Source organism: Candidatus Binatus sp., assembly GCF_030646925.1.
Taxonomy (GTDB): domain Bacteria; phylum Desulfobacterota; class Binatia; order Binatales; family Binataceae; genus Binatus.
Genome location: NZ_JAUSKL010000107.1, coordinates 73800 through 89902 on the forward strand (window position 1 = coordinate 73800; position 16103 = coordinate 89902).

At 61.9% G+C, this 16103-nt stretch carries 27 protein-coding genes; all 27 read left to right on the top strand.

Annotated features, from left to right (window positions below; genetic code table 11):
- Positions 1–153 precede the first annotated feature (153 nt).
- On the top strand, positions 154–525 hold the full coding sequence (rpsL, locus tag Q7S58_RS18715; protein ID WP_304829542.1) for a 30S ribosomal protein S12: 372 nt from the start codon (positions 154–156) through the stop codon (positions 523–525).
- Positions 526–584: 59 nt separating this feature from the next.
- Positions 585–1055, top strand: coding sequence for a 30S ribosomal protein S7 (gene rpsG, locus Q7S58_RS18720; RefSeq protein WP_304829545.1), 471 nt, complete (start codon positions 585–587; stop codon positions 1053–1055).
- 18 nt (positions 1056–1073) lie between these two features.
- The gene (gene fusA / locus Q7S58_RS18725; RefSeq protein WP_304829548.1) at positions 1074–3155 is read left to right on the top strand and encodes an elongation factor G; all 2082 of its coding nucleotides are present in this window, start codon (positions 1074–1076) and stop codon (positions 3153–3155) included.
- A 39-nt stretch (positions 3156–3194) separates the two neighbouring features.
- Complete coding sequence (gene tuf, locus Q7S58_RS18730; RefSeq protein WP_304829551.1) at positions 3195–4394, top strand: elongation factor Tu; 1200 nt, start codon at positions 3195–3197, stop codon at positions 4392–4394.
- A gap of 84 nt (positions 4395–4478) precedes the next feature.
- On the top strand, positions 4479–4787 hold the full coding sequence (gene rpsJ, locus Q7S58_RS18735; RefSeq protein WP_304829554.1) for a 30S ribosomal protein S10: 309 nt from the start codon (positions 4479–4481) through the stop codon (positions 4785–4787).
- 5 nt (positions 4788–4792) lie between these two features.
- Positions 4793–5464, top strand: coding sequence for a 50S ribosomal protein L3 (gene rplC / locus Q7S58_RS18740; RefSeq protein ID WP_304829557.1), 672 nt, complete (start codon positions 4793–4795; stop codon positions 5462–5464).
- Positions 5457–6116 (top strand): 50S ribosomal protein L4, encoded by a 660-nt coding sequence (rplD, locus tag Q7S58_RS18745; protein ID WP_304829560.1) that lies wholly within the window; start codon positions 5457–5459, stop codon positions 6114–6116. The genes rplC and rplD overlap by 8 nt, the downstream gene beginning before the upstream one ends.
- Positions 6113–6400, top strand: coding sequence for a 50S ribosomal protein L23 (rplW, locus tag Q7S58_RS18750; protein ID WP_304829563.1), 288 nt, complete (start codon positions 6113–6115; stop codon positions 6398–6400). The genes rplD and rplW overlap by 4 nt, the downstream gene beginning before the upstream one ends.
- An 88-nt stretch (positions 6401–6488) precedes the next feature.
- Positions 6489–7319: a 50S ribosomal protein L2 gene (gene rplB, locus Q7S58_RS18755; protein ID WP_304829566.1), complete on the top strand. Its 831-nt coding sequence runs from the start codon at positions 6489–6491 to the stop codon at positions 7317–7319.
- 4 nt (positions 7320–7323) lie between these two features.
- Positions 7324–7626 carry a 30S ribosomal protein S19 gene (gene rpsS / locus Q7S58_RS18760; protein ID WP_304829569.1) on the top strand — a complete coding sequence of 101 codons (303 nt, stop codon included), beginning with the start codon at positions 7324–7326 and terminating at the stop codon, positions 7624–7626.
- Positions 7627–7668: 42 nt separating this feature from the next.
- On the top strand, positions 7669–8007 hold the full coding sequence (rplV, locus tag Q7S58_RS18765) for a 50S ribosomal protein L22 (RefSeq protein ID WP_304829573.1): 339 nt from the start codon (positions 7669–7671) through the stop codon (positions 8005–8007).
- Positions 8008–8015: 8 nt separating this feature from the next.
- Positions 8016–8693 (top strand): 30S ribosomal protein S3, encoded by a 678-nt coding sequence (rpsC, locus tag Q7S58_RS18770; RefSeq protein WP_304829576.1) that lies wholly within the window; start codon positions 8016–8018, stop codon positions 8691–8693.
- 10 nt (positions 8694–8703) lie between these two features.
- The gene (gene rplP, locus Q7S58_RS18775; RefSeq protein ID WP_304829579.1) at positions 8704–9129 is read left to right on the top strand and encodes a 50S ribosomal protein L16; all 426 of its coding nucleotides are present in this window, start codon (positions 8704–8706) and stop codon (positions 9127–9129) included.
- 13 nt (positions 9130–9142) lie between these two features.
- Positions 9143–9352 carry a 50S ribosomal protein L29 gene (gene rpmC, locus Q7S58_RS18780; protein WP_370655547.1) on the top strand — a complete coding sequence of 70 codons (210 nt, stop codon included), beginning with the start codon at positions 9143–9145 and terminating at the stop codon, positions 9350–9352.
- Complete coding sequence (gene rpsQ, locus Q7S58_RS18785) at positions 9345–9599, top strand: 30S ribosomal protein S17 (protein WP_304829585.1); 255 nt, start codon at positions 9345–9347, stop codon at positions 9597–9599. Before rpmC ends, rpsQ begins: the two co-directional genes overlap by 8 nt.
- A 6-nt stretch (positions 9600–9605) precedes the next feature.
- Positions 9606–9974 carry a 50S ribosomal protein L14 gene (rplN, locus tag Q7S58_RS18790; RefSeq protein ID WP_304829588.1) on the top strand — a complete coding sequence of 123 codons (369 nt, stop codon included), beginning with the start codon at positions 9606–9608 and terminating at the stop codon, positions 9972–9974.
- Positions 9974–10324, top strand: a complete 351-nt coding sequence (gene rplX / locus Q7S58_RS18795) for a 50S ribosomal protein L24 (RefSeq protein WP_304829590.1) — start codon at positions 9974–9976, stop codon at positions 10322–10324. The genes rplN and rplX overlap by 1 nt, the downstream gene beginning before the upstream one ends.
- 181 nt (positions 10325–10505) lie before the next feature.
- The gene (gene rplE, locus Q7S58_RS18800) at positions 10506–11117 is read left to right on the top strand and encodes a 50S ribosomal protein L5 (protein WP_370655551.1); all 612 of its coding nucleotides are present in this window, start codon (positions 10506–10508) and stop codon (positions 11115–11117) included.
- Between the two features lie 13 nt (positions 11118–11130).
- Positions 11131–11316: a type Z 30S ribosomal protein S14 gene (locus tag Q7S58_RS18805; RefSeq protein WP_304829593.1), complete on the top strand. Its 186-nt coding sequence runs from the start codon at positions 11131–11133 to the stop codon at positions 11314–11316.
- Positions 11317–11369: 53 nt separating this feature from the next.
- Complete coding sequence (rpsH, locus tag Q7S58_RS18810; protein WP_304829596.1) at positions 11370–11768, top strand: 30S ribosomal protein S8; 399 nt, start codon at positions 11370–11372, stop codon at positions 11766–11768.
- A gap of 28 nt (positions 11769–11796) precedes the next feature.
- A complete protein-coding gene (gene rplF / locus Q7S58_RS18815) occupies positions 11797–12348 on the top strand; it encodes a 50S ribosomal protein L6 (RefSeq protein ID WP_304829599.1) in 552 nt (183 codons plus the stop codon).
- 28 nt (positions 12349–12376) lie between these two features.
- Positions 12377–12739: a 50S ribosomal protein L18 gene (rplR, locus tag Q7S58_RS18820; protein WP_304829602.1), complete on the top strand. Its 363-nt coding sequence runs from the start codon at positions 12377–12379 to the stop codon at positions 12737–12739.
- A gap of 32 nt (positions 12740–12771) precedes the next feature.
- Entirely contained in the window at positions 12772–13281 is a 510-nt protein-coding gene (rpsE, locus tag Q7S58_RS18825) for a 30S ribosomal protein S5 (RefSeq protein WP_304829605.1), read from the top strand.
- Positions 13282–13314: 33 nt separating this feature from the next.
- Positions 13315–13497, top strand: coding sequence for a 50S ribosomal protein L30 (gene rpmD / locus Q7S58_RS18830; RefSeq protein ID WP_304829608.1), 183 nt, complete (start codon positions 13315–13317; stop codon positions 13495–13497).
- 135 nt (positions 13498–13632) lie between these two features.
- Complete coding sequence (gene rplO, locus Q7S58_RS18835) at positions 13633–14103, top strand: 50S ribosomal protein L15 (RefSeq protein WP_304829611.1); 471 nt, start codon at positions 13633–13635, stop codon at positions 14101–14103.
- The gene (secY, locus tag Q7S58_RS18840; RefSeq protein ID WP_304829615.1) at positions 14104–15420 is read left to right on the top strand and encodes a preprotein translocase subunit SecY; all 1317 of its coding nucleotides are present in this window, start codon (positions 14104–14106) and stop codon (positions 15418–15420) included.
- A 2-nt stretch (positions 15421–15422) separates the two neighbouring features.
- The gene (locus tag Q7S58_RS18845) at positions 15423–16097 is read left to right on the top strand and encodes an adenylate kinase (RefSeq protein WP_304829618.1); all 675 of its coding nucleotides are present in this window, start codon (positions 15423–15425) and stop codon (positions 16095–16097) included.
- The last annotated feature ends 6 nt before the right edge of the window (positions 16098–16103 follow it).

The following is a 16103-nucleotide window of genomic DNA, read 5'->3' on the forward strand; positions in this document are numbered from 1 at the left end:
GGAACGTATCAGCGGATTGGCGGCGGGGAAGTGTCGAGCGGGAACGCGAGCGCCGGTTGGGAATATCAGATCGTAAGAAAAAGATCGCAGAGAAAAAGCAAGACGGACCGTTAACGGGCCGTCAACAGAGAGCGCAGAAACGGGAAGTATAACGTGCCGACGATAAACCAGTTGATACGCCAGGCCCGGGTGAAGAAGACTTACAAGGTGAAGGCGCGTGCGCTCGAAGGCTCTCCGCAAAAGCGCGGCGTTTGCACACAGGTGAAGACCACGACGCCGAAGAAGCCGAACTCGGCGCTGCGCAAGGTCGCGCGGGTGCGGCTCTCGAACGGGATCGAGGTGAACACCTATATTCCGGGCGTTGGGCACAACCTGCAGGAGCATTCGGTGGTGCTGATTCGCGGCGGCCGCGTGCGCGACCTGCCGGGCGTGCGCTATCACGTGATTCGCGGCACGCTCGATTCGATCGGCGTGCAGGAGCGGCGCAAGAGCCGCTCGAAGTACGGCTCGAAGAAGCCCAAGTAGTTTTCCGCAACCGCAATTCAGGAATCCAGCAGCTCGAGTATTCGAGAAGAAGACATCAGATGTCGCGTAAAGGACAGATAAGAGTCCGCGAAGTGCCGGCGGATCCCAAGTATCACGATCGCACGGTGGCGAAGTTCATGAACATCGTGATGGAACGCGGCAAAAAATCGCTGGCCGAGCAGATTTTCTATCACGCGCTCGATTTGGTCGCGGAGCGCTCGAAGGAAGATGGCCTCGTGGTCTTCAAGCGCGCGCTCGATAACGTGCGGCCGGCGGTCGAGGTCCGCTCTCGGCGGGTCGGCGGCGCCAACTATCAGGTGCCGAGCGAAGTGCGGCCGGTGCGCCGCAACTCGCTTGCGATGCGCTGGCTGGTGACGGCGGCGCGGGCGCGGGGCGAGAAGTCGATGGAGGAGCGGCTCGCGGCCGAAATCCTCGACGCAGCCGCCAATCGCGGCGGCGGGGTCAAGAAACGCGAAGATACTCATCGCATGGCGGACGCCAACCGGGCGTTTGCTCACTATCGCTGGTAATACCCGAGTTTTTTAATAATGGCTCGTCAGACACCAATAGAACGGGTGCGCAATATCGGCATCATGGCCCATATCGATGCCGGCAAAACCACCACGACCGAACGCGTGCTCTTCTACACCGGGATTAACTATAAAATCGGCGAGGTGCATGAAGGCACCGCGACGATGGACTGGATGGTTCAGGAGCAGGAGCGCGGAATCACGATTACGTCGGCGGCGACCACGTGTTTCTGGCGCGACCATCGGATCAACATTATCGATACGCCGGGGCACGTCGATTTCACGATCGAAGTCGAGCGGAGCCTGCGCGTGCTGGACGGCGCGGTCGCGGTTTTCTGCGCGGTCGGCGGAGTCGAGCCGCAATCCGAGACGGTCTGGCGGCAGGCGGACAAGTATCGTGTGCCGCGCGTCGCTTTTATCAACAAGATGGATCGCGTGGGCGCGGAATTCGAGCGGGTCGTGCAGGAGATGCGCGACAAGCTGAAAGCCACGCCGCTGCTGCTCCATCTGCCGATCGGCAACGAGGACAAGTTCACCGGCATTATCGATCTGATCGATCAGAAGGCGATGATCTGGGACGAGGATCGGCTCGGCGCGAACTACCGGACCGAGGAAATTCCCGCCGATTTGAAGGAACAGGCGGCGGGCTATCGCGACAAGATGATCGAGATGCTCGCCGATCATGACGAGCAGATTATGGAAATGTATCTCGAGGGCAAGGCGCCGAGCGCGGAGAAGATCCGCGCGGCGATCCGCACCGCGACGCTCAAGTTGCAGGTGACGCCGGTGATTCTGGGCTCGGCGTTTCGCAACAAGGGCGTGCAGCCGATGCTCGACGCGGTGGTGCAGTATCTGCCCTCGCCAATCGATCTGCCGCCGGTGGTGGGCAAGGTCGATGACAAGGAAGAGGAGCGCTGGCCGCGCGACGACGCGCCGTTTTCGGCGCTCGCATTCAAGATCATGAACGACCCCTACATGGGGACGCTGACTTTTATCCGGGTGTACTCGGGCACGCTCGAAAGCGGATCGTCGCTGCTCAATTCGACGCGCGGCAAGCGCGAGCGAATCGGGCGGATGGTCAAGATGCACGCGAACAAGCGCGAGGACATCACGGAGGTTTACGCTGGCGATATCTGCGCGGTGGGGCTCCGCGATACCACCACCGGCGACACGCTCTGCGACCCGGCGCATCCGATAGTGCTCGAGTCGATCGAGTTTCCGGAGCCGGTGATTCAGATTGCGATCGAGCCGAAGACCAAGGCCGACCAGGAGAAGCTCTCCGAGGCGCTGCAGAAACTCGCGAAAGAAGACCCGTCGTTCCGCGTGAGCGTGAACAAGGAAACGGCGCAGACGCTGATCTCGGGGATGGGCGAGTTGCATCTCGAGATTATCGTCGATCGGATGCTGCGTGAGTTCAAAGTCGATGCGAGCGTCGGCAAGCCGCAGGTGGCGTATCGCGAGACGATCAAGCGGGCGTCGGAAGCGGAAGCCAGGTTCGTCCGGCAAACCGGCGGCCACGGACAGTTCGCCGTCGTCGAACTGAGGATCGAGCCGCTCGGTAAGGGCGGTGGATTCGAATTCGAGGACGGCACCAAGGGCGCTCCGATTCCGCGCAACTTCATCCCGCCGATCGAAGACGGGGTGAAGGAGGCGATGGAAAACGGCGTGGTGGCGGGCTATCCGATGGTCGATATCAAGGCGATCTTAATCGACGGCAAGTCCCACGACGTCGATTCGTCGGAACTGGCGTTCAAGATTGCGGGCTCGATGGCATTCAAGGAATGCTGCGAAAAGGCCGAGCCGATTCTGCTCGAGCCGGTGATGGAAGTCGAAGTCGTCACGCCGCAGGAATTCATGGGCGAGGTAATCGGCGATCTCAACGGGCGGCGCGGCAAGATTCTGGACATGGAGAATCGCGCCGGCGCGCAGGTGATCGAGGCGCGGGTGCCGCTCGCGACGATGTTCGGTTATGCGACCCGGCTCCGTTCGATGACGCAGGGACGCGCGACCTACACGATGCAGTTCGGAGCGTACGAGCCGGTGCCGCGAAATATTTACGAGGAATTAACGGCCCGCAACGGCGAAGACGCGCGGGCATAAGCGCTTTTCAGGAACGGCCTCAAGCGGAGGATACATCAGATGGGCAAGGCAAAATTCCAACGCACCAAGCCGCATGCGAACGTCGGCACGATCGGGCATATCGATCACGGCAAGACCACGCTGACCGCGGCGATCACCAAGGTGCTGGCCTCGAAGAAGCTGGCTGTGTTCACCGCTTTCGATCAGATCGACAAGGCGCCCGAGGAAAAAGAGCGCGGCATCACGATTTCGATCGCGCACGTGGAATACGAAACGCTCAAGCGCCACTACGCGCACGTCGATTGCCCGGGACATGCCGACTATATCAAGAACATGATCACCGGCGCGGCGCAGATGGACGGCGCAATTCTGGTGGTCGGCGCCAACGACGGCCCGATGCCGCAGACGCGCGAGCATATCCTGCTCGCGTATCAGGTCGGAGTGCCGTCGATGGTCGTGTTCATGAACAAGGTCGATATGGTCGATGACCCCGAGTTGCTCGACTTGGTCGAACTCGAAGTGCGCGATCTTTTGACCAAGCAGAAGTTCGACGGCGACAACGTGCCGGTGATTCGCGGCAGCGCGCTGAACGCGCTCAACTGCGGATGCGGCAAAGCGGACTGCCCCAACTGCAAGCCGATTCTCGACCTGATGGACGCGGTCGATAACTATATCCCGCAGCCCAAGCGCGAGATGGACAAGCCGTTCCTGATGCCGGTCGAAGACGTGTTCTCGATCTCGGGCCGCGGCACGGTGGTGACGGGACGAGTCGAGAAGGGTAAGGTGAAAGTCGGCGAGGAAGTCGAAATCGTCGGCTTCAAGGACACCACCAAGACGGTCGTCACCGGCGTCGAGATGTTCCGCAAGCTGCTCGACGAAGGCCAGGCGGGCGACAATATCGGCGTGCTGCTGCGCGGGCTGAAGCGCGAAGACGTCGAGCGCGGACAGGTGCTCGCGCAGCCGGGATCGATCACGCCGCATACGCAGTTCGAAGCGTCGGCGTATATTCTGACCAAGGACGAGGGCGGACGGCATACGCCGTTCTTCAGCGGCTATCGCCCGCAGTTCTACTTCCGGACGACTGACGTGACGGGCGTGCTGACGCTGCCGGAGGGAACCGAGATGGTGATGCCGGGCGACAATATCAAGATTGTCGGCGAGTTGATCACGCCGGTCGCGATGGACGAAGGGTTGCGCTTCGCTATCCGCGAGGGCGGCCGGACCGTCGGCGCAGGCGTCGTTTCGAAGATCATGAAGTAGAGAGCTTCGAGCAAAAGTTCGACGGTAATAGATCGGGGTTGAGTGAACGGGGGCGCACAAGGAAATCGAGCGCGGTATGTTTAGATGAACGACAAGATACGGATACGCCTGAAGGCGTACGACTACCGCCTGCTCGATCAGTCGGTGCGGGAAATCGTGGATACTATCCGGCGCACCGGCGGCCGCGTGGCAGGCCCGATTCCGCTTCCGACCCGGATAGAGCGTTTTACGGTTAACCGCTCGCCGCACGTGGACAAGAAGTCGCGCGAGCATTTCGAGATTCGGACTCATAAGCGGCTGCTCGACGTGCTCGAGCCGACGCAGCAGACGATTGACGCGCTCGGCAAGCTTGACCTGGCAGCCGGCGTGGACGTCGAAATCAAGCTCGAGTAGTTGCGATGCTGACCGGATTAATAGGCAAGAAAATCGGGATGACGCAGATGACCGACGCGTCGGGACGCGTGCGCGCGGCGACGGTCGTGACTCTCGGGCCGTGCACGGTCACCCAGTTGAAGACCGAGCCGACCGACGGCTACGACGCGATCCAGGTGACCTTCGGCAAGAAGAAACTCACGCGGGTGACCGGCGGCGAGCGTGGACATTTCGCGAAGAGCGGCGTCGCGGCGGGAATCAAGTCGCTCGAATTCGAGCGGCGCGGCGAAGGCGAACTGGCGCTCGGGCTGGCGATCGCGGCGGGCGACGTTTTCAAAGTCGGCGATCAGGTCGACGTCACCGCGACCTCGAAAGGGCATGGCTACGCAGGCGTAATCAAGCGGCATCATTTTTCAGGCTTCCCGGGCTCGCACGGCACCCACGAATATTTCCGCCACGGCGGATCGATCGGCAACCGGTCGTATCCGGGGCGCGTGCGCAAGGGACTCAGGATGGCGGGACAGATGGGCAACGAGACCGCCACGGTCCTGAATCTCGAGGTGATCGAGTTGCTGCCGGAGGACAATGCGGTCGTGATCTCGGGCGCGGTGCCGGGACCCGACGGCGCATTGGTCGTCGTCTATCATGCGGCGCGGCCGCGGCGGCGTTCGAGTGCGAAGGTGGCGGCCAATGCCTAAGCAGAGCGAAAATTTAGCGCCGGTGAAGATACCGCTTTATTCGGCGGCGCATGAACAGGTCGGCGAACTGGAAGTCGCGGGCGTAGTGTTCGGGCGCGAAGGCGACGTCTCGCTTCTGCACGAAGCGGTGCGGATGCAGCTCGCGAATCGGCGGGCGGGGACGGCCTCGACCAAGACCAAAGGGCTGATTTCGGGCGGCGGACGCAAGCCGTGGCGGCAGAAGGGCACTGGCCGGGCGCGTGCGGGATCGACGCGATCGCCGATTTGGCGGCATGGCGGAACGATCTTCGGGCCGCAGCCGCGCGACTATTCGTACAAGATGCCGAAGAAGGCATGGCGCAAGGCGCTCTGCATGGCGATCTCGGATCGCGCGCGCAATGGCAAGCTATTGATCGTCGAGTCGCTCGATTTGGCTGAAGCGAAGACCAAGGCGGCGAAAGCGGCGCTCGACAAGATGGGCGTCAAGCACGCGCTGATCGTGGTCGGAGAAGACGACGTGAGTTTTTTTCGCGCGGCGCGCAACCTGGCGGCGCATAAGGTGCTCGCGCTGGCGGGGCTGAACGTTTACGACGTGCTCAATTACGACGAACTGGTGATGACGACCAAAACCGCGAAAGCGATCGAAGCGCGCTTTACGGGAGAAGCGAAATGAGCCCGGAGAATCTGATTCTCGCGCCAATCATCACGGAGAAAGGCACCTTCGCGAATGAAAAGGCGGGCCAGGTGCTGTTCCGCGTGCGTGAGCATGCGAGCAAGGACCAGATTCGGGTTGCGATCGAGCAGTTGTTCAAGGTCAGCGTGGTCAAAGTGCGCACCATGAATTTTCTCGGCAAGGAGCGGCGCAAGGGACTCAAGAAAGGCCGGCAGATGAACTGGAAGAAGGCCTATGTCACGCTCAAAGAGGGCGACAAGATCGAATTTTTCGAGGGGCTATAGAAGGGGCCGCCGACAAGAGCGGGTGATACTCCCGAACGGGCGGACGGCGAACGAGTAAGCACGCGAATAGCGAAGCAGCGAAAATAAAATGGCAGTCATACAATTAAATCCGCGCACACCCGGCCAGCGCTTCATGCAGATTGCGGATTTCTCAGGGCTCACGAAAAAAGAGCCGGAGAAGAGTTTGCTCGTACCGGTCAAGCGGACCGGCGGACGCAATAATCGCGGACGGATGACGTCGCGTCATCGCGGGGGCGGCCATAAGCGGCGCCTTCGGCTGATCGATTTCAAGCGAATTAAGGACGGGATTGCAGCGGTCGTCGCAGCGCTCGAATACGATCCGAATCGGTCGGCGAATATCGCGCTGCTGCATTATCCCGACGGCGTGAAGACCTACATCCTGGCGCCGGACGGACTCAAAGTCGGCGACAAGGTTGAATCGGGCGAGAGTGCAGATATCAAGCCCGGCAACGCGCTCAAGCTGCGCCATATTCCGGTCGGCACGATCGTGCATGCGATCGAGATGAAGCCGGGGGCGGGCGCGCAACTCGCGCGCGGCGCCGGCACGCAGGCGCAGTTGATGGCGAAAGAGGGCAAGATGGCGCTGCTCAAGCTGCCGTCGGGCGAGCAGCGGATGGTGCAGGCGGAATGCCGCGCCACGATCGGCCAGGTCGGAAATCTCGATCACGAAAATATTTCGATCGGCAAGGCCGGTCGCTCGCGCTGGCTCGGCAAGCGCGGACACGTGCGCGGCGTCGCGATGAATCCGGTCGATCATCCGCATGGCGGCGGCGAAGGACGCTCGAAGGGGAATCATCCGCAGTCGCCATGGGGACAGCCGGCCAAGGGCTACAAAACGCGCAAGAAGCAGCCGTCGGATCGCTATATCGTGAGCAAGCGGCCGCGCGGGAAGCATTAGGAATATGGCGAGATCGTTAAAAAAAGGACCGTTCGTCGATGGCCACGTGCTGAAGAAAGTCGCCGTGGCGACCGCGACCAACGACAAGCGGATTATCAAGACGTGGTCGCGCCGCTCGATGATCACGCCGGACATGATCGCGCTGACATTCGCGGTGCATAACGGGCATAAGTTCATCCCGGTGTACTGCACGGAGAATATGGTCGGGCACAAGCTCGGCGAATTCGCGCCGACGCGGACTTTTCATGGACACGCGGGCGATCGTAAGGGCGAAGTCAAGCAAGCGTCGGCGCCGCCGGGAAGATAGATCGGAGTAAAGACAGGCCGGGGAAGCCGGGATTTAAGCATCATGGAAGCATTATCGCGAAGCCGATTTATCAGGATCTCGCCGCGCAAGCTCAAGCTTATCTGCGAGCTGATCGCGGGCAAGCGGGTCGATCATGCGTTGTCGATTCTGGAATTCACGCCCAAGAAGGGTGCGAAATTCGTATCGAAGACGCTGCTCGCGGCGGTGGCCAATGCGCGCGATCAGCTAAATGTCGATGAGGACAAGCTATTCGTGAAGCGGGCGACGGCGGACACCGGGCCGACCTGGAAACGATCGATCATGCGGGCGCATATGCATTCGACGCCGATCCACAAGCGCACGAGTCATCTTACGGTGATCGTGGACGAAGAGGCGTCCTGAGGGCTCAAATGGGACAGAAATCACATCCGCGCGGGATGCGGCTCGGGATAATCGAGAGTTGGGATTCGCGCTGGTACGCGAGTCACGACTACGCGAAGCTGCTGCACGAAGATTTGAAGCTCCGCGCCTTTATCAAGAAGCGGCTCTATCACGCCGGGATTTCAAAAATCGAAATCGAGCGGATGGCCAACAAGGCCAAGATCAACATTTACACGGCGCGGCCGGGAATCGTGATCGGCAAGAAGGGCGCCGAGATCGACAAGCTGAAGCTCGATATCCAGAAGCTGATGAAGGGGCGCGACTCGTTTATCAATATCCACGAGGTGCGGCGCCCGGACCTTGATCCGCAACTGGTGGCGGAGAATATCGCGCTGCAGCTCGAGCGTCGCGTGGCGTTTCGGCGCGCGATGAAGGAAGCGGTCACGCGCGCGATGCGGATGGGTGCGCAGGGCGTCAAGGTGCACGTCGCGGGACGCCTGGGCGGCGCGGAAATCGCGCGGCAGGAATGGTACCGGGAAGGGCGGGTGCCGCTGCAGACGCTCCGCGCAGACGTCGCGTACGGATTTGCGGAAGCGCGCACGACCTATGGTCAAATCGGGGTGAAGGTCTGGATTTTCCGCGGCGAGGTGCTGACCCGGCGAGAAGCGGACGCGAAGCGATCGGGAGCGCCGGCGTCGGCGCAATAGTTAATCCGTCATGATGCAACCCAAAAAAGTTAAATGGCGCAAGATGATGAAAGGCCGCGTGACCGGCGCCGAGTCGCGCGGCACCTGGCTTGCGTTTGGCGATTTCGGACTGAAGGCGACCGAGACGGCGCGCGTCGATGCGCGTGCGCTCGAAGCGGCCCGAATCGCGCTGACGCGGCATATCAAGCGCGGTGGCCGCGTCTGGATTCGCGTGTTCCCGGATAAGCCATACACCAAGAAGCCGGCTGAAACCCGCATGGGCAAGGGCAAGGGCTCGCCCGAGGGATGGGTCGCTTGCGTGAGGCCGGGGCGGATTTTGTTCGAGATGGAAGGCGTCGATCGCGTGACGGCGCGCGAGGCGATGCGGCTTGCGGCGCATAAGCTGCCAATCAAGACGATCGTCGTCGAACGCGAGGAAGGGGCACTTGGAGCTTAGCGATCTTAGACAGATGAGCGCGGCCGACTTGGGCGTCAAGGAACGCGAGGCGCGCGAGGAAATTTTCCGCCTCAAGCTCAAGCTGCGCACCAATCAACTAGATAATCACGCGACTTACCGCCGCGCGCGGCGCGAGTTGGCGCGAATCGTGACGCTGCTCGGCGAGAAATCGCGCGCGGCGGGCGAATCGGAGAGAGACGAAAAGAAGGCCGGCAATGCGTGAACTAATCAAGCGGCGCGAAGGCACAGTAGTCTCGGCCAAGATGACCAAGACGGTCGTGGTCCGGGTGGACCGGCTGGTCGAGCATAAACTTTACGGCAAGCGGGTCCGCCGCAGCACGCGCCTGATGGCGCATGACGAGCGCGCCGAGTGCAAAGAGGGCGACCGGGTGCTGATTATCGAAGCGCGGCCGCTGTCGAAAAACAAGCGCTGGCGCGTAAGCCGCGTGCTCAAAAAGGCGGCGGGGTAAAGCGCGATGGTGCAGGTGCAGACAGTGCTCGACGTCGCCGATAATTCGGGCGCGCGCAAGGTGATGTGTATCAAGGTGCTCGGCGGATCGAAGCGGCGCTACGCGAGCGTCGGCGACATAATCGTGGTGGCGGTCAAAGAGGCGATTCCCAACGCGAAGGTGAAGAAGGGCGACGTGTCGCGGGCGGTGATCGTGCGAACGGCCAAAGAGATCAGCCGCGGCGACGGCAGCTATATCCGCTTCGACGGCAACTCGGCGGTGCTGCTCGACAAGGATCACGAGCCGGTCGGCACGCGTATCTTCGGGCCGGTGGCGCGCGAGCTGCGCGCGAAAAAGTTTTTGAAAATCATCTCGCTGGCGCCCGAGGTGATCTGATGGCTCAGGCGAAGCGCACGGCCAAAGTGAAATACAAGATCAAGAAGAACGACATGGTGATGGTCGTCGCGGGGCGCGATCGCGGCAAGACCGGCAAGGTGATGCGCGTGATTCCGGAGCGCGGACGGGTGGTGGTCGAGCGGCTCAACATGGTCAAGCGCCACAGCAAGGCGCGCGGCGCGGCGAGTCCGGGCGGAATCGTCGATAAAGAAGCCGCGCTGGACATCTCGAACGTGATGATCTTTTGCGATCGCTGCAACGCGCCGGTGAGGGTTGGCGTCAAGGCTGCGGCTGACGGTGCCAAAAGCCGCGTTTGCCGCCGCTGCGGCGAGGCGATAGGTAACGACTGATATGGCCGACAAGAAAGAAAAGCCGGACAAGGCGGAGCAGGCGGCGAAGAGCGAGCAGGCGGCCAAAACCGATCAGGCGGCCAAGGCCAAGCGCGAAGGCAAAGCCCGGCAAGCGCAGCAGAAGCAGGCCTCCGCGGATGCGAAGGCCGCGGCTGCCGAGCCGCTGCCGCCGGAACAACCGCTGCCCGCGCGGCTCCGGCTCCGGTTCGACCAGGAGATCGCGCCGGTCCTGATGCGCGAGCTTAAGATCGAAAACCGGATGCGCGTGCCGCGGCTAAAAAAGATCACGATCAACATGGCGCTGCAGGAAGCGCGCGACAACGTGAAGATTCTCGATGCGGCGCTCGAAGAGCTCCGCGTGATCACGGGACAGAAACCGGTTTTAACCCGCGCGCGCAAGGCGATATCGAATTTCAAGCTCCGGCAGGGGATGCCGATCGGCGTGATGGTCACGCTGCGGCGCGACCGGATGTGGGAATTTTTCGATCGGCTGGTGAATAACTCGCTGCCGCGCGTGCGCGATTTCCGCGGCGTCAGCGAGAAGGCATGCGACGGCCGCGGCAATTACTCGCTCGGGCTGCGGGAGCATACGATTTTCCCGGAGCTCAATCTCGACAAGGTCGAGAAGGTGAAGGGGCTGACGATTTCGATCACGACCAGCGCGCGCAGCGACTACGAAGGGCAGACGCTGCTCCGCGCGCTCGGGATGCCGCTGCGCGGCGGTCCGGAGAAAGAGGGCGCCGCGCAGAAAGTAGTCCCGGCCGAAGGCGCGGCGGCGCAGGCGACCGCTTAAGGAATAGAAATTAATGGCGAAGACTTGCCTCAGAGTGAAAGCTACGCGCAAGCCCAAGTTCAACGTGCGCGCCTACAATCGATGCCCGCTGTGCGGACGCGCGCGCGCCTACTATCGGCGCTTCAAGATGTGCCGGCTTTGTCTCCGCAAGCTGGCGCTCGATGGCAAGTTGCCCGGCGTGATCAAGGCGAGTTGGTAGCGAGGCGCAGGCGAGAGACCGATCGAGCGAGACCGATCGAAAGAGATTTATAAATGTCGCAGACTGATCCGATAGCAGAACTCTTGACGCGTATCCGCAACGCGATGCGCGCGCGATACAACGACCTGACGCTGCCTCATTCGCGGCTCCGCGAGGCGATTTGCCGCGTGTTGCTGGCCGAGGGCTTTATCGGCGGCATCGAAGTGGGCGGCGAAGTGCCGAAGAAGATGCTCGCGCTGAAGCTGCGCTATTCGACTGCGCGCGAACCGGTAATCCGGGGAATCACGCGGGTGAGCAAGCCGAGCCGGCGGCGCTACGCGGGAATCGACGAAATCGGCAAGGTGCGCGGCGCGATGGGCGTGCAGATTGTATCGACGCCGCTCGGCGTGATGACCGGGCGCGAGGCGCGGCGCAAAAAAGTCGGCGGCGAGATCTTGTGCAGGGTCTGGTAGAGCGAAGCAGCGGAGCAGCAGTATCCCGATGTCCCGAATAGGCAAATTACCGATTCCGCTCGACAAGAGCGTCAAGGCGACGCTCACGGGCGACATGCTCAAGGTCGAAGGGCCGAAGGGCAAGCTCGAGCTTAAGGTGCAGCCCGGCTTCAAGGTGGAAATCACCGACGGGCAGATCGTGGTGCGGCGGCCGGGCGATACCGGCAACGATCGCGCGGTGCACGGCCTGATGCGCAAGCTGATCGCGAACATGGTCGAGGGCGTGGGCAAGGGATTCAAGCGGGTGCTCGAAATCAACGGCGTCGGCTACCGCGCGGAGGCGAAGGGCGCGCAGGTCAATCTGACGCTCGGCTATTCGCATCCGATTGTCTATCAGTTACCTCCCGGGGTGACGGCCAAGGTCGAGAAACTGGTGACGGTAACGCTCGAGAGCGCAGACCGCCAGTTGCTCGGCACCGTCGCGGCGCAGATTCGCGAGCTTCGGCCGCCGGAGCCTTATAAGGGCAAGGGAATCAAGTATTCGAACGAGACGATTCGGCGCAAGGCCGGCAAGGCGGCGGCGGGATCGACTTCGTCGTAGAGCCGTTTCAAAAGGTTAGTTGCGATTTATGGCTATCGAGAGATCGGAAAAACGCAAGCTTCGGCAGGGGCGTGTGCGCCGCAAGGCGATCGGCAACGATGAGCGTCCGCGGCTCTCGGTGTTCAGGTCGCTGCATCATATTTACGTCCAGGTGATTTCGGATCAGAGCGGACGGACGCTGGCGGCGGCTTCGACGGCCACTGCCGGAGTCGGCGAAGGACTCAAGAGCAAGCGCAACGTGGAAGCGGCCAAGGCAGTCGGCAAGGCGATCGCGGCGCGATGCCTCGAGAGCGGGATTCAGAGCGTGGTGTTCGATCGCAACGGATTTCTTTACCACGGCCGCGTCAAGGCGCTGGCCGATGCGGCGCGCGAAGCGGGGCTAAAATTTTGAACGGCAGGCAGCGAACGTTTCGGGAAGGGACCGTGGCGCAGCGGATCGATCCGCAGGGCCTCGAGATCAAGGAGAAGGTCGTCCATATCAACCGCGTCGCGAAAGTGGTGAAGGGCGGACGCCGCTTCAGCTTCAGCGCGCTGGTGGTGGCGGGCGATCACAATGGGCTGGTCGGCTTCGGCCTCGGCAAGGCCAATGAAGTGCCGGAAGCGATTCGGAAGGGCGTCGATCGCGCCAAGAAGAGCCTCGTGCGCGTGCCGCTGCAGAACGGGACGATACCGCATGAAGTGGTGGGGCGTTTCGGCGCGGGACGCGTGGTGCTGCGGCCGGCGGCGGAAGGCACCGGAGTGATCGCGGCGGGCGGCGTGCGCGCGGTGGTCGAGCTCGCGGGAATCCGCAACATATTGACCAAACGGCTGGGCTCCTCGAATCCGCACAACCTGGTTCGCGCGACGCTCGAAGCATTGGCGGAACTGCGCAGCCCGGACGATATCTCGAAGCTGCGCGGCCGGGCGCCCAATCAACCCGAAGCCGCCGCTTGACGATCGCCGCATAAGTGACTTGAGGTAATTACGATGGCCGATAAAATCCGCGTCAAGCTGGTACGAAGCCCGATCGGCACCAAGCAGCGCGTGCGTGAGACCGTGAAGGGACTCGGCCTGCACAAAATCGGCAGCGAGAGCGAACTCGAACGGACGCCGTCGGTGATCGGGATGATCAACAAGCTGAAGCATCTGGTGGTCGAGGTAAAAGACTGAACTGCGTCGGATCTGATGGGATCGAGGATCGAAGCGATCTAGACGTTGGAGCGATCGAGTAACTGTCCCGAAATAAGCGATCGGGTTGCCCAGGTGATCGAGGAACTGTGCTGAAAAAGGAACTGTACTGAAAAAATGAATCTCAAGGATTTAAAGCCGGCGCGCGGCTCGACTCATCGCAAACGCCGCGTCGGACGCGGAATCGGCTCGGGACACGGCAAGACCGCCGGCCGCGGGCATAAGGGACTCGGCTCGCGCTCGCATGGCAATACGCCGCCGAGTTACGAAGGCGGGCAGATGCCGTTGCAGCGGCGCTTGCCGAAGCAGGGATTTCGCCGGACGCTCAAGAATCAGGCGCGACGCGACGAATTCGCGATCGTAAATCTCGGCCGCCTCGCTGACTTCGAAGACGGCGCGACCGTCGATAGCGCGGCGCTCGCGGGGCGCGGCCTGATTCCGCGCGGACTCAAGGTGAAGGTGCTGGGGGACGGCGAACTGAAGCATCGACTGACCGTGCGCGCCGATGCGTTCTCGAAAAGCGCGCGCGAGAAAATCACCGCCTCGGGCGGTACTGCGGAGCTGGTAACGCCCACCGTCAATAGCTAGATGCTGGATGGGTTTTCAAACGCCTCGCGCATCCCGGAGTTGCGCCGACGGCTGGTTTTCACGGCCATGATGCTGGCCGTGTATCGAATCGGGGTGGCGGTGCCGACGCCCGGGATCGACGGACAGGCGCTGGCGTCCTTCTTCGATGCGGCAAAGGGCACGCTGTTCGGCTGGATCAATCTTTTCTCGGGCGGCGCGCTCGAGCGCTTCTCGGTGCTGGCGCTCGGGATCATGCCGTATATATCGGTCGCCATCATCCTCGATTTGCTGAAGGTCGCGTCGCCGTATCTCGACGAACTGTACAAGGAAGGCGAGGCGGGGCGCCGCAAGATCACGCAGTACACGCGCTTCGGCACGGTCGGCCTCGCGCTGATCCAGGGCTTCATGATCGCGGTCTCGCTCGAAAAGATTCAGGCGCCCGGCGGCGGCTCGGTCGTTTACAATCCCGGGATTGGCTTCGAAGTGATGACGGTGCTCACTGTGACCGCGGGCACGATGTTCCTGATGTGGATCGGCGAGCAGATTACCGAGCGCGGCGTCGGCAACGGCATCTCGCTGATCATCATGGCGGGCATCATTGCGCGCTTGCCAAGCGCGCTCGGCACCACAACGCAGTTCGTGCGCGAAGGTGAGATGAGCATCTTTTTGTTGCTCTTCATCCTGTTGGTCGCGGGCGGCGTAATTTTCGGAATCGTGTATATCGAGACGGCGCAGCGCCGGATTCCGATCCAGTATGCGCGGCGAGTGGTTGGGCGGCGGGTTTACGGCGGGCAGAGTTCTCATCTGCCGCTGAAGATCAACACGTCGGGAGTGATCCCGCCGATTTTCGCGTCATCGATCCTGGTTTTTCCGGCGACGCTGGCGACCTTCGTGCCGTTCCTGAAACCGTATTCGTCGTACCTGACGCCGGGCGGCGTTTACTACGACCTGGTTTACGTCGCGTTGATTGTTTTCTTCTGTTACTTCTATACTGCGGTTACTTTCAATCCGATCGACGTCGCCGACAATCTGAAAAAGTATGGCGGCTTTATCCCGGGGATCAGGCCGGGGCGCTTCACCGCGGACTATATCGACAAGGTTCTGTCGCGAATCACGCTTGGCGGCGCGGTTTACGTGAGCGCGGTCTGCGTGCTGCCGACGATCCTGATCCAGCGCTTCAACGTGCCGTTCTACTTTGGCGGTACCGCACTGCTGATCGTGGTTGGCGTGTCGATCGATACGATCGCGCAGATCGAGACGCATCTCATCACGCGCAACTACGAATGCATCATGGGTCCGGGCGGGACGCGCCGGAAGAAATCGCGGAGGCGAGCGTAGCGGTGCGATTGATCTTGCTGGGTCCGCCGGGTGCGGGCAAGGGAACGCAGGCGCGGTCGCTCGGAGAGCGGTGGAATATACCGCAAATCGCGAGCGGGGACTTGCTGCGGGCAGCGGTGCGGGACGGCGGCGAACGCGGACTCGAAGCCCAAGGCTTTATGGATCGCGGGCAGTTGGTGCCCGATGAACTGGTGCTGAAGCTGGTAGCCGAGCGTTTGACCAATCGCGATGCGGCCGCGGGATTTATCCTCGACGGATTTCCGCGCAGCGTCGCGCAGGCGGAAGCGCTGGCCGGAATGATCGGCCGCACTCATCGGATCGACAAAGTAGTGGCAGTGATTGTGCCGGATGAAGAGATCGTGCAGCGGATCTCGGGCCGGCGCACGTGCAAGGACTGCAACGCGATGTATCATGTGAAGTTCGAGCCGTCGAAGGCTGCCGGAGTCTGCGACAAATGCGGCGGCGAACTTTACCAGCGCGCCGATGACGCCGAGGCTACCGTCCGCGAGCGGCTCAAAGTTTACGAAACGAATACGCGTCCGCTGCTCGACCATTATCGGCGGCTCGGATTGCTCGCGCAGGTCGATGGAGTAGGACGCACCGAAGAAGTCGAGAAACGAATTGTGGCGGCGCTCGACGGCGTGACGCCCGCAAGCCAGGCAGGCGGCAAGGCCTGAACCAAA

Excerpts from the sequence above, each read along its gene's own strand:
- rpsC (WP_304829576.1), top strand. The coding sequence starts at position 8,016 with ATGGGACAGAAATCACATCCGCGCGGGATGCGGCTCGGGATAATCGAG.
- rplN (WP_304829588.1), top strand. The coding sequence starts at position 9,606 with ATGGTGCAGGTGCAGACAGTGCTCGACGTCGCCGATAATTCGGGCGCG.
- tuf (WP_304829551.1), top strand. The coding sequence starts at position 3,195 with ATGGGCAAGGCAAAATTCCAACGCACCAAGCCGCATGCGAACGTCGGC.
- secY (WP_304829615.1), top strand. The coding sequence starts at position 14,104 with ATGCTGGATGGGTTTTCAAACGCCTCGCGCATCCCGGAGTTGCGCCGA.
- rplP (WP_304829579.1), top strand. The coding sequence starts at position 8,704 with ATGATGCAACCCAAAAAAGTTAAATGGCGCAAGATGATGAAAGGCCGC.
- rpsH (WP_304829596.1), top strand. The coding sequence starts at position 11,370 with ATGTCGCAGACTGATCCGATAGCAGAACTCTTGACGCGTATCCGCAAC.
- rpsJ (WP_304829554.1), top strand. The coding sequence starts at position 4,479 with ATGAACGACAAGATACGGATACGCCTGAAGGCGTACGACTACCGCCTG.
- rplR (WP_304829602.1), top strand. The coding sequence starts at position 12,377 with ATGGCTATCGAGAGATCGGAAAAACGCAAGCTTCGGCAGGGGCGTGTG.
- rpsG (WP_304829545.1), top strand. The coding sequence starts at position 585 with ATGTCGCGTAAAGGACAGATAAGAGTCCGCGAAGTGCCGGCGGATCCC.
- rplD (WP_304829560.1), top strand. The coding sequence starts at position 5,457 with ATGCCTAAGCAGAGCGAAAATTTAGCGCCGGTGAAGATACCGCTTTAT.
- rpmD (WP_304829608.1), top strand. The coding sequence starts at position 13,315 with ATGGCCGATAAAATCCGCGTCAAGCTGGTACGAAGCCCGATCGGCACC.
- rpsS (WP_304829569.1), top strand. The coding sequence starts at position 7,324 with ATGGCGAGATCGTTAAAAAAAGGACCGTTCGTCGATGGCCACGTGCTG.
- rplB (WP_304829566.1), top strand. The coding sequence starts at position 6,489 with ATGGCAGTCATACAATTAAATCCGCGCACACCCGGCCAGCGCTTCATG.
- rpsQ (WP_304829585.1), top strand. The coding sequence starts at position 9,345 with ATGCGTGAACTAATCAAGCGGCGCGAAGGCACAGTAGTCTCGGCCAAG.
- Q7S58_RS18805 (WP_304829593.1), top strand. The coding sequence starts at position 11,131 with ATGGCGAAGACTTGCCTCAGAGTGAAAGCTACGCGCAAGCCCAAGTTC.
- rplF (WP_304829599.1), top strand. The coding sequence starts at position 11,797 with ATGTCCCGAATAGGCAAATTACCGATTCCGCTCGACAAGAGCGTCAAG.
- rplC (WP_304829557.1), top strand. The coding sequence starts at position 4,793 with ATGCTGACCGGATTAATAGGCAAGAAAATCGGGATGACGCAGATGACC.
- fusA (WP_304829548.1), top strand. The coding sequence starts at position 1,074 with ATGGCTCGTCAGACACCAATAGAACGGGTGCGCAATATCGGCATCATG.
- rplO (WP_304829611.1), top strand. The coding sequence starts at position 13,633 with ATGAATCTCAAGGATTTAAAGCCGGCGCGCGGCTCGACTCATCGCAAA.
- rplX (WP_304829590.1), top strand. The coding sequence starts at position 9,974 with ATGGCTCAGGCGAAGCGCACGGCCAAAGTGAAATACAAGATCAAGAAG.
- rpmC (WP_370655547.1), top strand. The coding sequence starts at position 9,143 with ATGAGCGCGGCCGACTTGGGCGTCAAGGAACGCGAGGCGCGCGAGGAA.
- rplW (WP_304829563.1), top strand. The coding sequence starts at position 6,113 with ATGAGCCCGGAGAATCTGATTCTCGCGCCAATCATCACGGAGAAAGGC.
- rplV (WP_304829573.1), top strand. The coding sequence starts at position 7,669 with ATGGAAGCATTATCGCGAAGCCGATTTATCAGGATCTCGCCGCGCAAG.